This is a genomic window from Tardiphaga sp. 215_C5_N2_1, from assembly GCF_052076055.1.
GTDB lineage: Bacteria > Pseudomonadota > Alphaproteobacteria > Rhizobiales > Xanthobacteraceae > Tardiphaga > Tardiphaga robiniae.
On sequence record NZ_CP197240.1, the window covers coordinates 2,354,128 to 2,368,830 of the forward strand.

The window sequence follows — 14,703 nt, forward strand, 5'->3', positions numbered from 1 at the left end:
CCCTTTTTCTTTGAAAGATTGAATTCGCGAGACGCCCGGCAAACACCGCCAGAGCAGCGCTCAGACGTCCGCGGAAACCAGATTGGTGTGACCCAGCAGATAGCTGCGGCAGTCGCGCAGGCTGCGTAGCGCGCGATTGAAGTCGCGCCCGGTCGAAACCAGCGCCCGAATCACCAGCGGATTGCGGGCGATGCCGCGCAGCACCTTGCGCAGATCGACATCACCATTGGGTTTGATCGCAGTGGTGGCGATTTCCGGCAGGGCGCGATGGGCGGGATCGCTGACGACGCGCAGTGCGGCGAACGGCAGTCCGGCCATGGCGGCAAATTCCGCGGCGATGTGGCTTTCCATATCGACGGCAGCGGCGCCGAATTCCGAGCGCAGTGCGGCCTTGCCGGCCTGCCCTGTCACGACCTTCTCGACACCAACCAGACCACCGCGAAACACCTTCTGGCGGCCGACGCCAGCACCGGCGATCAGTTCGTCGCTAAGGACCTCAGACGCTGACCAACGGCTGTTGCCGGCTACCACTTCCGTGGCCACAACGACAGCGCCTGATTTGAGATCGGGATCGAGGCCGCCGGCGACGCCGAAGCTGATGACGCCGCGGATGGTCGTGGGGTCGAAGTCAGCCAGCAGGCTGCGGAGCTGGACGGGGTCGCTTGAGCTGCAAATGACGGTCATTCCCGGCCCGGCAGCGATCTTCGCTTCCTGGACCAGCCCCGTGACGATCAATACCGGCCGCGGGTCGGTTGTATCGCCCGCGGTCGAAATGCCCCCATCGCCCAAAATCACATCCCAACCCCTACGGTCTTGCTGTTGGTGCTCTTCAAATTCCGGAACCGCGCCAACGCCCAGAGCGGGAAGAATTTCGAGTAGCCATGATAACGCAGATAAAACACGCGGGGGAAGCCGGTAGCCGTGTAACGGGCCTCGTCCCAGAGTCCTTTTTCCGTCTGTGTGTCCATCAGGTACCGCGTTCCACGGGCGACAGCCGGATTATCGACCTCGCCTGCCGCCATCAGGGCAAGCAAAGCCCATGCCGTTTGCGACGACGTGCTCGGGGCCGCCTCGAATCCCTTGTAGTCGAGTCGGTAGCTGACCGCATCTTCGCCCCAGCCGCCGTCCTCGTTCTGGATCGACAGCAGCCAGGCCACCGCCTTGCGGAACGCCGGGTCCTGGTGGTCAATGCCAACAGCATTCAGCGCACACAGCACCGACCAGGTGCCGTAGATGTAGTTCAGGCCCCAGCGGCCATACCAGGAGCCCTCCGCGAGCTGGGTACGGCGCAGATATTCCACACCGTCTGCCAGCGGCTTCGAGGTCTCGACCGTGTCGCCAAGCTGCGCCAGCATCGAGACGCAGCGCGCGGTGACGTCCTCCGTCGGCGGATCGAGCAGTGCGCCATGGTCCGAGAACGGGATGTTGTTGAGGTAGTATTCGAGGTTATCGACCTCGAACGCTGCGAAGCCGCCGTCGCTGCTCTGCATGCCCAGGATCCACTCCCGGCCGCGATCGAGCGCAACGTCGTATTCCTTGCCGCCGGTCTGACGGCGCGCGCGGTCCATCGCCATCATCACCACGGCCGTGTCGTCGAGATCCGGGTAATACGCGTTGTTGTACTGGAACGCCCAGCCGCCCGGACGCAGGTCCGGCCGCTTCACCGCCCAGTCGCCCTTCACGTCGAGCACCTGCTTCGTCGCCAGCCAGTCGAGCCCTTCTTTCGCCGGACCGAACGCTTCATCGCCGCCGGTCTCCAGCATCGCATGCGCGGTCAGCGCGGTGTCCCACACTGGCGATACGCAAGGCTGGCAATAGGCTTCGACCTCACCGACAATCAGAAGTTTGTCGATACCGCGGCGCTGGATGGCGCGGGGCGGATAGTCGGCGGGGAAGCCGAGCACTTCATACATCATGACCATATTGGCCATCGGCGGATAGATCGCACCGAGACCATCCTCGCCGTTCAGGCGCTCCTCGCAGAACTCGACGGCTTTCGCGATCGAATGGGCGCGGAGTTTCTTTGGGAAATACGGTTCGGCGGCGCGGAGCAGAATATCGATACCGGTGAAGAAGGCGAACATCGCGCGACTCTGATGCGGCGCGCGTTTAATGCCACCGATCCTGGATGGATCTTCCAGGAACAACTCGTCGATGCCGACGCCCTTCTTGTTCTGCGCACGCGGCTTCAGCGCTGCGAGCACCATGAGCGGCACGATCGTGGTGCGCGCCCAGTAGGACATCTTGTTGAGGTGGAACGGAAACCACATCGGCAGCAGCATGATCTCGACCGGCAGCACAGGAGTGGCGCGCCATGAGAGGATGCCGAACATCGCGAGCAGGAAGCGCGTGAAGACGTTGACGTTGACAGCGCCGCCGCGCGAGAGGATTGCTTCGCGGGCGCGGACCATATGCGGCGCGTCGGTCGAATCGCCGATCATCTTCAGCGCGAAATACACTTTCACGCTGGCGCTCATGTCGAAGTCGCCGTCCTGTACCAGCGCCCAACCGCCATGCTTGCCCTGGGTGCGGCGCAGATAGTTGGCGATCTTGCCTTCAAGCTCGGCATCGACGGGCTCGCCGAGGTAGTGCCGCAACAACACGTATTCTGACGGGATCGTGCCGTCGGCTTCGAGCTCAAATACCCAATGGCCGTCAGGCTGCCGGAACTTCAGCAGGCCCTGCTTCGCCGAAGCGATGCTCGTCTCGAGCGCCGCGTTTTGAATTGTGATCTCTGGACTGACCGAATGCATCTCGCTCGCCATATCTCCGTAGTCGTCGTGAATGATCGTCTGGCTGCGCAACGGTCAGCGCATCGCCAGAACGAGATCGGCCGCGCGGTCACCCGACCGCACCGATCCCTCAATAGTCGCCGGCAGACCGGTATCGGTCCAATCGCCTGCAAGAAACAGGTTCTTGAAATCGGTGCGCGTGCCCGGACGCAGGGCATCTTGGGCAGGCGTAGCCGCAAAAGTAGCACGGCGCTCGCGCACGATCTGCCAGGCGGGCAGCGGCGCCTGGATATTCGAAATCTTGCAGATCTCGTCCCAGATCTGTTGCGCAAACTGTTCGCGCGGTGTGTTCACGAAACGATCGCCATTGCTGATCGTGATCGACAGGCGATTGTGGAAAGCAAACAGCCATTCCACCACACCGCCGACAACGCCAATCAGCGGCGCGTGGCCTGCTGGCGGAACATAATTGAAATGCGCATTCACGATCGCGCGGAATTCGGTCGGCGTCTTCACACCAGGCAATAGCGACTTCGCGGCCCATGGCGGAACCGCCATCACGACGACATCGTCCGCGCTAAGCGTGATGACGTCTTCAGCGCCAAACTTCAGCTCGGTGACGCGATCACCACTCATGGTGTAACCGCGCAGCTCATGGCCAAAATGAACGCCGGCGCCCTTGGCGCGCAGCAATTCGATCGCAGGCTCGACCAGAACATCGCTAAGACCAGCGCGCGCGATCAACGGGCGGCACGCTTGGCCGCCTGCCAGCAGCGTTTCGCGCACGATGGCGCCGGCCAGACCAGCCGAACCTTCCGGCGGATCGACATTGAGCGCGGCCAGCAACAGTGGCTGTACCAGACGATCGTAGAGGACGCCTTCACAGCGAATGGCATCGCCGACCAGGCGACTATTCGATGACCAGATCAGCGGCGACAGCGCAAGATAATCGGCGACTGATGTGTCCGGGACGCGGCGCGTCTTGTCGAACAACCATGTCGGGATCTTGCCATCGCCGAGATCGAGCTGCCAGCGCTTGCCAGTCTTGGCATCGGCAAATGCGAATTGTGCCCGCTGCGGACCAACGAGCCCGGCTTCGGTGCCGATCGACTTTGCATAAGCGACGACATGGCTGTTGCCCGACAGAACCAGGTGGTTGCCGTTGTCGATCTGGAGCTGGGTCTGCGCGTCGAAATACGACCGGCAGCGGCCACCGGCCTGCTGCGTCGCCTCATGGACGTGGACCTTGAAGCCGGCATTGACGAGACGCACGGCGGCCGACAGGCCGGAAACGCCGGCACCAATGATATGAGCGGTCTTTTGCATCAGATGATCGCGTATCGCAGCAGGATCGCTATCTTGGAGGCCTTGCCGAGACGAACGGGGTCGCGCGGCAAAGCAAAGCCGCGCGCCACCAGCAATTCCAGGATGGCGTGATAATATTTCGACATGATCCGCGGCGCGCGCACCATGCGGCGCTTGTTACGCGCCATGATCTCGTCGGACTTTTCGAAATGCGCCTGCGCCCGCTTCACCAGCGGCGCACAGACCTTCGGCAATGCCGGGCTGGCGCGCACCACGTCGGGATCGCTCGACGTGATGCCGGCGTGATAGAGCAGCTCACGCGGCAGATAGAGACGACCGATACCGGCGTCTTCGTCGATATCGCGCAGGATATTGGTGATCTGCAGCGCACGACCGAGATGATGCGCAAGCAGAATGCCATCTTCGTCCGGCATGCCGAACACCTTCACCGACAGGCGGCCGACGGCACTGGCAACACGATCGCAATACAGATCGAGCGTTGCGTCATCGGGCGCACGGATATCTGCAGGGATATCCATCTCCATGCCGTCGATGACGGCGATGAAATCCTCCTTGCGCATGCCGAACTGCTTGATCGGCCCGACATAGTCGCGCACCCGCGCCGGCGGATTACCTGCATAGAGCGCATCGATATCTGCGCGCCACTGCTGCATGTCAGCGAGCCTGACGTCGCGCGGACCAGCGGAATCCGCGATATCGTCAACCTGACGGCAGAAGCTGTAGATCTGGAACATCGCATCGCGCTGGGCGCGCGGCAGAATGCGCATCGCGGCATAGAACGAACTGCCGGCAGCAACGCCCTGAACCTCGCTCTGAGATTCGCTATTATTCACCTGGCTTGTCATCTGGTTCATGCGCCCGGCGTCGTCGAACGAGGCATCGGCGCGCTGGTGGTGGCGCGGCGCCACAGTCCGCCGGCAATGCCGGCCAGCGCGTAGCCTGCCATGCTGGTCTTCGAGAGATGAACCTTCTCACTCAGCGGATCGCGCGTCTTCAGCATCTTCAGGATCTGCCAGGCAAAGGTCTCGATGACGGCGACATCACAGCCCAGCCGGACGTCGGCGATATGGACCGTCAGTGTCTCGCTCTCATGCATCAGGGTCTCGGTCTTGGCGACCAGCTCGCGAATACAGGCCAGCAGCGCCGGCGACGCCTTCGCCTGCTTGAGATCTTCCACCGAGGCGCCGTGCCGGTCCAGCGTGTCCTGCGGAATGTAGACCCGATCGAGATCGCGATAGTCGTTGCCGCAATCCTGCAGGTGATTGTTGATCTGCAAGGCCGCGCACAGCGCATCCGACGCCGGCCAGGTGGCTTTGCTTTCGCCGTGCACGTCGAGCATGAAACGTCCGACCGGCATCGCCGAGAACGAACAATAATGAATGAGCTCATCCCAGTCGGCGTAGCGCAGCTTGGTCACGTCCATCCGGAAGGCTGTCAGGACGTCGAGCGCATGACGCGGGGGCATCTCGCGCATCTGGAGCGCCTCGCGCAGGACAACGGCTTCGGCCTGGCCGTCACCCTGACCGAGCAGGTCGGCCTCCAGCTCGTCGAGCAGGGCCAGTTTTGCAGGCGCATCGAGCAGCGCGTGATCGGCAATGTCGTCTGCGGTCCGGACGAAATTATAGAAGGCAAGAATCAGCGCCCGGTGGCGCGGATGGATAATCCACGACGCGACAGGAAAATTCTCGTCACGATCGGTCTTGCCGGATCGCAGTTCGCTCGCAGGGGTCATCCAGAACTGGCTACGTTGGATTTGAACAGGGTGGCTCGGGGGCCGCCAAGGTCCGGTAATACCGGCAGGCGGGGTCGGCCGCGAGCCCCCATATAGGGCAAATTGGCCCGTGAGACCAATGCCAATATGCCACTTTCGGCCGCAGCCAGTGCCGGGCCGGATCACGTCTTGGCGGGCTCGCGGCGAGACCAAAACGGCGCCACGAGCCCGGAATCTCGCATTGGGGCGGGGTTATTGGCCGTGGCTGACCAGCACGTCGTTGCAGGCCTTGCTGATCTTGGGGCGGTTTTCCTTCAGGCAGGACAGAACAACGAGGTCGCCCTGATCCATGACGGCGCGGCAGAGCTTCTGCACGTCGCGGGTGCAGGCCTTCTGCTCCGCGTCGGTGCCGCTGCGGGGCTGGTTTTGCTGGGCCAATGCGCCGGTCGAGGCAGATGCGGAAAGCACGGACAGTACCAGGAGAAATTTACGCATTGTCTTCCTTCAGTATGGTGACGAGATCACAGCCCGTGTGGTGCATAGCATAAACTGAAACATTCGCATCGCCGGGAAGGCTTTATCTTCAGGCACATCGGCGAATTCGCGGCGATGGATGCAATCAGGACACAGAACATTCCCGCCACCACAGGCACGAATAAATGCGGCGAAAACTTGCACACATGGCCGCACTGGCTGCAGGACCGGCCGATGCCACCCCCGCAGGACAAGATAAGGTTTTAGGACAATTGTTCAGACGCACATCACCTCCACCCGTTCCGCTCCGGGAACCTTCGCGCTTGTGGGCGGTGACATGTTACTTTTACAATCGTCCAATTATGATCGCTCTATTGAACCTAAAGATGTGCAGCGACACTTAAGCTTCGATGAGGCGCGGCATAACTCGGTTACACAGCGCTATTTTGGGAAAACTTACATGACATTCCATTCTGCAAAGCGGTTCGGGCACGCCTTCAAGGCCGCTGGCGCTGGCGCGATCCTGCTGCTGTCGGTATCCGCAGGCCATGCCCAGTCCGGACCGTTCGCCGGCTTCGACGGGGCCTGGAGCGGTACCGGAACGGTCTCCATGTCGGACGGCTCCTCGGAGCGCATTCGCTGCCGGGCGACCTACAAGGTGGATGGCGGCGGCAGCGCCCTGGCGCAGACGCTGCGCTGCGCCAGCGACAGCTACAAGTTCGACCTCTCCAGCAATGTCACCAGCCAGGGCAACAATGTTTCGGGCAGCTGGAGCGAAGCCAGCCGCAACGTCTACGGCAATCTGGTCGGCAAGGCGGGCGGCGGCCAGATCGACGTCTTCGTCGAGGCCGCGGGCTTTGCGGCCAACATCACGCTGACGACCCGCGGCAACAAGCAGTCGGTATCGATCAGCTCCAAGGGCGAAATTCGCGGCGTTTCGATCAATATGGTCAAGAGCTGAGACGTGACCCGTGCATCAGGTGCGAAGCCACAGGCTTCGCGCCGCAGAAATTCATTCGACCTCGTCGCATAGATAGCGATTGATCTGGTAGGGACGCGCTGCCAGTCCCGGACAGAACGATGCCACCACAGGCTCCAGGCGCTCGAACAGACCACGCCATTCCGCATTGAGTATCTCGAGCCGATCTCGCGCGGCCTCCGCTTCCCGTGCCAGTCTGGCCATGTCCAGCGTCAGCAAGCGGCCGTCGCGAACCACAAAGCTGCCGCCGATCATCACGTGGCGCACCGAGGTCGCATCTTCGGTATGAACCAGTTGGTTGACGCTCCAGTTGTGCGGGATCCAGTTGATCGCCCCGAGATCCAGGAACACGATGTCGGCCTTGTAGCCCGGCGCCAATACGCCGGTATGCGACAGCCCGAGCGCCCGCGCCGAGCCGGCCGTGGCAGCATAATAAATCTCCTCGACCGCAGCCCATTTGCGTGGGTCGGGCCCTTGTACCTTGGAGGCCATCGATGCGTAGCGCATCGCCTCATACATGTTTTGATTGTCGGAGCAGTTCGCACCGTCTGTCCCGATGCCGACATTGACGCCGAGGTCGAGCGCACGGCGCATCCTGAACAGGCCGTTGCCCAGCCGCATGTTGCTGCCAGCGTTATGCGCCAGCGAGGCGCCACGGTCGGCCATCAGCCGAAAATCATCATCATCGAGCCAGACCGCATGAGCCGCGGAGAATTGTTCGTTGATCAGGCCTAGTTCGTCGAGATGCGCAATCAGCGTCTTACCGTAACGTTCCTTGCCGACCACCGCCTGCACCTTGCTCTCGCCGACATGGCTCTGCAGGGGAATGCCATGGTCGCGTGCCAGCTTGGCGCAGCCGCACATGAAACTGTCGCTGCAATGGATCGGAATGGTCGGCGCCACCGCAGGTCGGATGTCATGTGAAGACCATTTCCAGCGTTCGAGAATCGATCCGATGGCCGAAATAGTCCGATCGCCCGGCCCCAGCCGTAGCCGATCGACCTGGTGCTGAAGATCTTCCGGAAGCGCATCGCGCAGTCCGGGAATGGCTTCGTAGAAACTGTGATCCGCGACCATCGGCGCGATGACGGCACGCATGCCGACTTCCGCATAGGCCTCAGCGACGGCATCCATGCCGTCGATGCTCGGTGCCGGATATTCGTAGTACAGATCATAGGCCGCGGTGCAGCCTTTCAGCACCATTTCGGCAGCGCAGATCTGGGTCGTGAGCTTCTTGTCCTGCAGCGAGCGGCTACCGCTAATCCACGGGGCGGCAGCCAGCAGTACCTCCAGCGTCCAGCGATCGCCCTGCCCGCGGCCGAGGCCACCATGGCCATGGGTATGGGCGTTGACGAGGCCGGCATGAACCAGCATGCCGGAGGCATCCACGATGTTCGCGCCGTCTGGCGCGGCAAGATCAAGCCCCATTTCCGCAATGATCCCGTCTTTGATCAGAATATCGCCCTTCACGCCGCGGCGGGACCCCGCGTCGGAGATCAAAGCGTCACGGATCAGTACATATCCCGGATAGTTCTTTGCCATTGCACCTGACCTAGTTGTTGTCGTTGGAGTTGCTGTCCAGATTGCTCGACCACGGCACGAGCAGGCGCTCGATGACCTCGACCAGTTGGAACAGCGCGATGCCCATGATGGCGAGAATCACCACCGCGCCGAACGCGACCGGTGTGCGGAAGAACGCCATCGAGGTCTGGATCAGATAGCCGAGGCCGGAATCCGCGCCGACGAATTCGGCCACCACGGCACCCACTACGCAAAGGGCAGCCGCGACGCGCAATCCGCCGAACACGAAAGGCAAAGCGTATGGCAGACGGATGCGCAGCAATTCCTGGACACGGGTAGCGCGGCACGAACGTCCGAGTTCGATCAGTTCGGGCGGCGCGGCCAAGAGTCCCGCGACAGAACTCACCACGAGCGGGAAGAACGCGACGAGGAAGGTAATGATCACCCTTGAAAACTCGTTGGCCCCGAGTGCCACCAGAAGAATCGGCGCCAGTGCCACCTTGGGCACCGACTGGGTGAGCACCAGCAGTGGATAGATTGCCGCCGACATCGTGCGCGAGCTCGCAATCAGCATGGCAAGCGGCAGGCTGATCGCAATGGAAGCCGCGAGCCCGAGCAGAACGGTCCGCAGCGTAGTCACCGTATGCATGGCGATGTTGGGCCAGACCGGTACTATCGCTGTCCAGATCGCGCTCGGCGACGGCAACAGGAACGGCCTGATGCCAAACCCTCGGCAGAGCAGTTCCCAGCCGAGCAGGAATGTCAGGGTCGACACGATGACCGGCAGGTTGCGGCGGCCCCAGTCTGCAGCATTAGTGAGCATGGGCCGCTCCGCCATAGATCCGGTCGCGGATCAGTTTCGAGCAGCGGTGGAATTCCGCGCTGGCTTCCTGGTCGAACGATCGCGGGCGAGGCAGATTGACCTCCACGATCTCCGCGACACGGCCCGGCCGCGGCGACATCACCACGACCCGATCCGCAAGCAGCACGGCTTCGGAAATCGAATGAGTCACGAACAGCACCGCCATCGGATTTGCCTGCCACAACGCGAGCAGGGACAGACTCATCTCCTCGCGCGTCAGAGCATCGAGTGCGCCGAATGGTTCATCCATGAGCAGGATGCGCGGCTGTTGCACAAGGCCGCGGCAGATCGCGACGCGTTGCTGCATACCGCCAGAGAGTTCTCGCGGCATCCGATGCTCGAAGCCCGCGAGACCCGCCGAATGCAGCAGCACGCGAGCGCGCTCGCGCGCTTCGGGCCCATCACCGCCAGACAGACTCAATGGAAATGCAACGTTGCGCTCCACATTCATCCACGGCAGCAGGGTCGGCGATTGGAACACCATCGCCGTGCCTTTCGTCGCCCCTGTGACCAGTTTGCCGTCGAGCGTGAGATGCCCGATATCGGGCAGCACCAATCCGGCCACCATGCGCAGCAACGTCGACTTGCCGCAGCCGGAGGCACCGACGATGGCAACGAACTCCCCCGGCCCTATGGAGATCGTGACGTCGTCCAGCGCCTGCACATGGCCGCCGCGGCGGGTCTTGAAGGTCTTGCCGACCCGGGCAAGCGAGATCACGGGACGAAACTGTCGTCGATGGCCTGGGCCGGATTCCACGACGCATCGAGTTTGAGGCTCTCGGCCACGGCCTTCCACGTATCTGCCAGGCGATCTTTTGCGAAGTGCCCCTGCCCTGTTGCACGCTGGTGATCGTTGAAGATGAAGCCCATGGTGGCCTTCTGCGACGCTTCGCATTCGTCTTGCAGGACTTCCGGATTTTTCTGCACATGGAGCTTGCAGGTCTCGACCGGATTGTCGCGCGCCCACGCGTAACTCTTCACAGCGGCACCGACGAAACGCCTCACGAGATCCGGATTGGTCTTGATCGTCTCATCGGTGGCGATCAACGATGACGCATAGATCGCAAAGCCCGCGGAGACGAAGGGCAGCGCTACGATTTCCTCGCCGGCCTGCGTGGCTGCCTTGTTCTGATAGTATTGATGGATGGAGTAGAATGGTGCCGCATCGACGCGCTTGGCAATCAACATCGCCGCCATTGCCGATGCGTCCGTCGTGACCCAGGTTACGCTCTCCGGGTCGATTCCGACCCGGCGTGCGACTTCCGGAAAATAGATCCGGTGACTGTTGCCCGGGCTCACGGCGATTTTCTTGCCGGCAAGATCCTTGAAGCCCTTGATTGCTGACGATTTCAGAATGAACAGCGAGTGCGGCGAATAGGTATAGACCGCCACAATCGATTTGACCGGTACTGACTGTTGCGCGCGTCCCGCGAGCACCGCGCCGACGTCGGCAACGCCGAACTTGGCCGCGCCTGCCGCCACCTTGTTCACCGTGTCGCCCGATCCATAACCCCTGACGATGGTGAGATCGATACCAGCGTCCTTGAAAAATCCGCGCTGCTGGCCCGCAAAATACGCCGCGTGCTCCCCTGTCGGGATCCAGTCGAGCTGCAATATGGCCTTGTCCTCGGCGTATGCGCCTTGCGACAGGCCTGCGGCCAATACAACCGCCAGCAGTAAACGCTTCATGCTCATGAACAACCTCGTGAATGTTGCAGTCCGGCTGCCGCCGTTCTCCTCCATTCCCAAGCAACACTGATGCCGAGATACCGGCTGGCATTGTCCAAAAATGAAAGTATGATTTTCAATTATAGACAGTGGCGGGGCAGCAAAGATGGCCGCGTTTACATGGGACGACCTGCGCGTGGTGCTGGCCATCGAGTCCAGCGGCACGGCGCTTGGCGCTGCCAAGCAGCTGGATGTCAGCCACAGCACGGTCCTGCGCCGGCTGGCAACGCTCGAGCTCGCGCTGGACACCAAACTGTTCCGGCGCAGTGAGGGCCGCCTGATTGTGAGCCCGCCCGCGGCCGCGCTGATCGCGAAGGCACGATCAATTGCGGAAGCCCTCGACGCGCTTCCGCAACTGATCGATGGCCCTCATTCAGAGCTGGAAGGGGTCGTTCGCGTTGCCGCGCCCCACGCATTGATCTGTCACGCGCTGACCGATGCCTTCGCCGATTTCCGCAACACGCACCCTTCGATCCGGATCGCACTATGCGCCGACATGCAGTTCGACGAATTCCGGCGCGGCCACGCCGACGTCGCACTGCGGATCAGTCTTGCGGTTCCCAACGAACTCGGAATCCGCCGGCTCTGCGACTACCGCTTCGCCCTTTACGCCCGTGATGATCTGGCGCTCCGCCTGCGTGAGGGTGCCACGTTGGCGGAGATGCCTTTTATCCTTCTCTCCAACGCAAGCCGCGAGATGCCGGAGCGGAAGTGGATGGTCAGTCTCGCCAAGGGGCGTGCACCGGCGGTGGAAGCCAGCTCGACCGTTTCGCTGCGCGCGGCGGTGGCCTCTGGCCTGGGCGTCGGAGTGCTTCCCTGCTACGTGGGCGATGCCCTGCCTGGCGTCACGCGTATCGAGATGGGTCCTGCGGCGCCCCGCGAGGGCATCTACCTGATCACCCATCCGACCCAGAGCAAGCTGGCCAGGTCGCGTGCGGTTGCCGACTTCCTGGTCAAGTTCATAGCGCGCAATCGCGACATGTTTTCCGCCGTCAGACGTAGCTGAGCGGCGGATGCAGCGCCGGCTGACTACTTCTCTTGCTTCGCCAGAACCGAACTGCCCGTAAGGCGCTGCTGCAGATTGATCAGCCACATCGCGGTCGGGCGCAGGATGAACAGATCGGCCACCAGTGCCGCGACCATCGAGAAGGCACTGAGCCAGCCGAACAGCCGCAGCGACGGCAGATCTGAGAATACCGTCACCACGAGGCCGCAGGCCAGCACCACCGTCGTCAGGATCAGCGCGGGACCAACGAGCACAGTCGCACGCTCGACGGCGATCGCGGGATCGGTGCCCGGCGTGTCTTCCAGACGCAAGCGGTTGAGGAAGTGAATCGTCGCGCTGAGGCCGAGGCCGAATGACACCGTGAGTGCCACCACACTGGCGAATTGCAGCCCCTCCCCGAGCAGCCACAACACAAAACCGGCCAGCACCACAGGGAAGATGCCCGGCAGGATACAGGCCAGCATCACCACCCACGAGCGGAACGCGAGGCCGATGAAGACGGCGACCAATCCGAACTCAATGGTCAGGCCGTGATTGAGCTTCTCGATCATCCCGGCGCTGTTGCGCGCCGCGATGGCCGAGAGACCAGTCACCGCGATCTCATAGCCGGGATGCTTGGTGCGAACGGCGTTCAGCGCATTGTCGAGCTTGTCGACCACCGGCAGGATCTTGCTCGAATCGCTGTCGGGCACACGGCCGGACACCACCACCGCCGTCTGATCCGCCGAGATGAAGCGGCGCACCAGATGTTCGGGTATCACGCTGACATATTCCTTCAGCGTCGCGACATCCGACGAACCGGCCTTTTCCGCCAGCCAGCGCCGCAGCGTTTCCAACGACCAGACATTGCCGACACCCGCCTGCTTCTCGACCATGGCGTGGACTTCGGCGATGGTTGCCAACGTGTCCGGCGAATAAAGATCCGCGCCCTTCGGAAATTCGATCAGCACGTCGATCGGATTGGCGCCGGTCAGCTTGGCGTCGAGCCGTCCACTGGCCGCAACCGCCTGCTCCTTGTCCGGCACCTGATCGGCCAGCCGATAGCGCGGCTCGAGATTGGCGTAAACGATCCCGAGACCAACGACGACGACGAGCGAGATCAGGCTGAACAGGCCAGGACGGCCGACCATGCGCACCGCAATCCAGTAGCAGAAGGCGCGCAGCGCCTGCACGCCGGCATCGGCGGTCTGGAACTTGGCAGCAAAAATCTTCTCGTTACGCACCAGCAGCACGCCGAACACCGGCACCAGCGACAGCACCGCGACCAGCGCGATGATGGTCGCGGTGAGACCGGCCTCGCCGAAGGCGCGGATCAGGTCCGAGTCGGAGAACTGCAACGCCAGGAACGAAATGCCGGCGGTGCCATGGGTGAGGACGCAGGCCGGACCCACGACACGAACGGCATTCGTAAATGCTGAATACTTGTCCTCGCCTGCAATCAACCGGTCACGCGCCGCGAAAGTGAGCTGCATCGAGTCGGCAAAACTGATCACCATGATCAGCGGCGTCATCACATTGAGGAACATGTTAAGGCTGAAGCCGGCCCAGCCGAGCGCGCCGAGCGACAACAGGATCGCCAGCAGCGGCGGAAACGCCGCGATGATCATGAACGAGATCTTGCGGAAGAAGATGATCGCAATGACGCAGCCGGCGAGAATACCGGCGATGTTATAGATCAGGCCGTCGCGCTCGACCGCATTGCGGATTTCGAGCTGCATCACCGGCACGCCCGACAATTCCTTGGTCAGACCGCTATTGGCCAGGTCCTCATTCATGGTCTTGCGGATATCGGCAACCACGGTGCTGAGCTTGCTGTTGCTGACCACGGCCGGGTCGAGCGACAGCACCACCAGCGCCAGAGTTCCATCGTCGGACAAAAGCTTGCCGCGGATCAGCTCGTTCTGCTTCACCGTCTCGATGAACTTGTCGTAGTCGGCGCCTTCAGGAAGATCGTTGGGAAACAGCGCTGCCGGCAACTTGCCGGGGGCCGGCGTCTGGCGCGCCGAGAAGATCGAGATCAGCCCCCGCACGCCATCGACCAATTGCAGGTCGGTGACGAGGTCGCGCATCTTTCCAAGATTGTCGCGCGCAAGCAGCGTCTTGCCTTCGAGCACCACGAGCACGTCGAACTCGGTGGACGGGAAGCGCTTCGTCACTTCCTCGTATTGCTTGTATTCCTTGCTGTCAGAACGAAATAGCTGGCTCAGCGAATCGTCGATCTTGATGCGCTGGATGCCAAAGATCGCACCGATCACCAGCGCGAGCAGGATCACGCAAGACAGCACCGGTGCCTTCACCGCGATCAGACCGATGCGCTCGAGCCCGAAGGCGATGCTGATCGGCCCCTTGCGCAATTTATTCATA

Annotated in this window: 13 protein-coding genes; 2 read left to right on the forward strand and 11 right to left on the reverse strand. The window is 62.1% G+C overall.

Translation table 11 applies throughout. From position 1 onward, the window contains the following. Positions 1–60 precede the first annotated feature (60 nt). From AB7828_RS11340 to AB7828_RS11365, 6 genes are all read right to left on the reverse strand, one after another. The gene (locus tag AB7828_RS11340; protein WP_175367948.1) at positions 61–795 is read right to left on the reverse strand and encodes a phosphorylase; all 735 of its coding nucleotides are present in this window, start codon (positions 793–795) and stop codon (positions 61–63) included. Beyond that, positions 792–2,753 (reverse strand): squalene--hopene cyclase, encoded by a 1,962-nt coding sequence (gene shc, locus AB7828_RS11345; RefSeq protein WP_441232230.1) that lies wholly within the window; start codon positions 2,751–2,753, stop codon positions 792–794. Before shc ends, AB7828_RS11340 begins: the two co-directional genes overlap by 4 nt. 54 nt (positions 2,754–2,807) lie before the next feature. Further along, positions 2,808–4,058 carry a hydroxysqualene dehydroxylase HpnE gene (gene hpnE, locus AB7828_RS11350; RefSeq protein ID WP_439077754.1) on the reverse strand — a complete coding sequence of 417 codons (1,251 nt, stop codon included), beginning with the start codon at positions 4,056–4,058 and terminating at the stop codon, positions 2,808–2,810. Beyond that, the gene (hpnD, locus tag AB7828_RS11355; protein ID WP_441230186.1) at positions 4,058–4,912 is read right to left on the reverse strand and encodes a presqualene diphosphate synthase HpnD; all 855 of its coding nucleotides are present in this window, start codon (positions 4,910–4,912) and stop codon (positions 4,058–4,060) included. Before hpnD ends, hpnE begins: the two co-directional genes overlap by 1 nt. Further along, entirely contained in the window at positions 4,909–5,790 is an 882-nt protein-coding gene (hpnC, locus tag AB7828_RS11360; protein ID WP_441230187.1) for a squalene synthase HpnC, read from the reverse strand. The genes hpnD and hpnC overlap by 4 nt, the downstream gene beginning before the upstream one ends. Positions 5,791–6,021: 231 nt before the next feature. Next, positions 6,022–6,264 (reverse strand): cysteine rich repeat-containing protein, encoded by a 243-nt coding sequence (locus tag AB7828_RS11365; RefSeq protein ID WP_068735855.1) that lies wholly within the window; start codon positions 6,262–6,264, stop codon positions 6,022–6,024. A 439-nt stretch (positions 6,265–6,703) separates the two neighbouring features. Here AB7828_RS11365 and AB7828_RS11370 point away from each other — a divergent pair, with 439 nt between their 5' ends. Further along, complete coding sequence (locus tag AB7828_RS11370) at positions 6,704–7,204, forward strand: hypothetical protein (protein ID WP_184518503.1); 501 nt, start codon at positions 6,704–6,706, stop codon at positions 7,202–7,204. Positions 7,205–7,255: 51 nt separating this feature from the next. Here AB7828_RS11370 and AB7828_RS11375 read toward each other — a convergent pair whose 3' ends face one another. From AB7828_RS11375 to AB7828_RS11390, 4 genes are read right to left on the reverse strand one after another with little or no spacing between them, the layout of a single operon-like run. Beyond that, on the reverse strand, positions 7,256–8,764 hold the full coding sequence (locus tag AB7828_RS11375; RefSeq protein WP_439072395.1) for an amidohydrolase family protein: 1,509 nt from the start codon (positions 8,762–8,764) through the stop codon (positions 7,256–7,258). Positions 8,765–8,774: 10 nt separating this feature from the next. Beyond that, positions 8,775–9,566, reverse strand: a complete 792-nt coding sequence (locus AB7828_RS11380; protein ID WP_309948883.1) for an ABC transporter permease — start codon at positions 9,564–9,566, stop codon at positions 8,775–8,777. Next, positions 9,556–10,323 (reverse strand): ABC transporter ATP-binding protein, encoded by a 768-nt coding sequence (locus tag AB7828_RS11385; protein ID WP_309948884.1) that lies wholly within the window; start codon positions 10,321–10,323, stop codon positions 9,556–9,558. Before AB7828_RS11385 ends, AB7828_RS11380 begins: the two co-directional genes overlap by 11 nt. Further along, entirely contained in the window at positions 10,320–11,300 is a 981-nt protein-coding gene (locus AB7828_RS11390; protein WP_439072398.1) for an ABC transporter substrate-binding protein, read from the reverse strand. The genes AB7828_RS11385 and AB7828_RS11390 overlap by 4 nt, the downstream gene beginning before the upstream one ends. 139 nt (positions 11,301–11,439) lie before the next feature. On the opposite strand from AB7828_RS11390, the gene AB7828_RS11395 reads away from it, so the two are divergent. Then, a complete protein-coding gene (locus AB7828_RS11395; protein WP_093756533.1) occupies positions 11,440–12,339 on the forward strand; it encodes a LysR family transcriptional regulator in 900 nt (299 codons plus the stop codon). Between the two features lie 23 nt (positions 12,340–12,362). Here AB7828_RS11395 and AB7828_RS11400 read toward each other — a convergent pair whose 3' ends face one another. Beyond that, positions 12,363–14,702, reverse strand: coding sequence for an efflux RND transporter permease subunit (locus AB7828_RS11400; RefSeq protein WP_231079997.1), 2,340 nt, complete (start codon positions 14,700–14,702; stop codon positions 12,363–12,365). Between the last annotated feature and the right edge of the window lies 1 nt (position 14,703).

Coding starts and splice junctions, on each gene's coding strand:
- hpnC (WP_441230187.1), bottom strand. CDS start 5,790: ATGACCCCTGCGAGCGAACTGCGATCCGGCAAGACCGATCGTGACGAG.
- hpnD (WP_441230186.1), bottom strand. CDS start 4,912: ATGAACCAGATGACAAGCCAGGTGAATAATAGCGAATCTCAGAGCGAG.
- hpnE (WP_439077754.1), bottom strand. CDS start 4,058: ATGCAAAAGACCGCTCATATCATTGGTGCCGGCGTTTCCGGCCTGTCG.
- shc (WP_441232230.1), bottom strand. CDS start 2,753: ATGCATTCGGTCAGTCCAGAGATCACAATTCAAAACGCGGCGCTCGAG.
- AB7828_RS11365 (WP_068735855.1), bottom strand. CDS start 6,264: ATGCGTAAATTTCTCCTGGTACTGTCCGTGCTTTCCGCATCTGCCTCG.
- AB7828_RS11390 (WP_439072398.1), bottom strand. CDS start 11,300: ATGAGCATGAAGCGTTTACTGCTGGCGGTTGTATTGGCCGCAGGCCTG.
- AB7828_RS11370 (WP_184518503.1), top strand. CDS start 6,704: ATGACATTCCATTCTGCAAAGCGGTTCGGGCACGCCTTCAAGGCCGCT.
- AB7828_RS11400 (WP_231079997.1), bottom strand. CDS start 14,702: ATGAATAAATTGCGCAAGGGGCCGATCAGCATCGCCTTCGGGCTCGAG.
- AB7828_RS11375 (WP_439072395.1), bottom strand. CDS start 8,764: ATGGCAAAGAACTATCCGGGATATGTACTGATCCGTGACGCTTTGATC.
- AB7828_RS11395 (WP_093756533.1), top strand. CDS start 11,440: ATGGCCGCGTTTACATGGGACGACCTGCGCGTGGTGCTGGCCATCGAG.
- AB7828_RS11380 (WP_309948883.1), bottom strand. CDS start 9,566: ATGCTCACTAATGCTGCAGACTGGGGCCGCCGCAACCTGCCGGTCATC.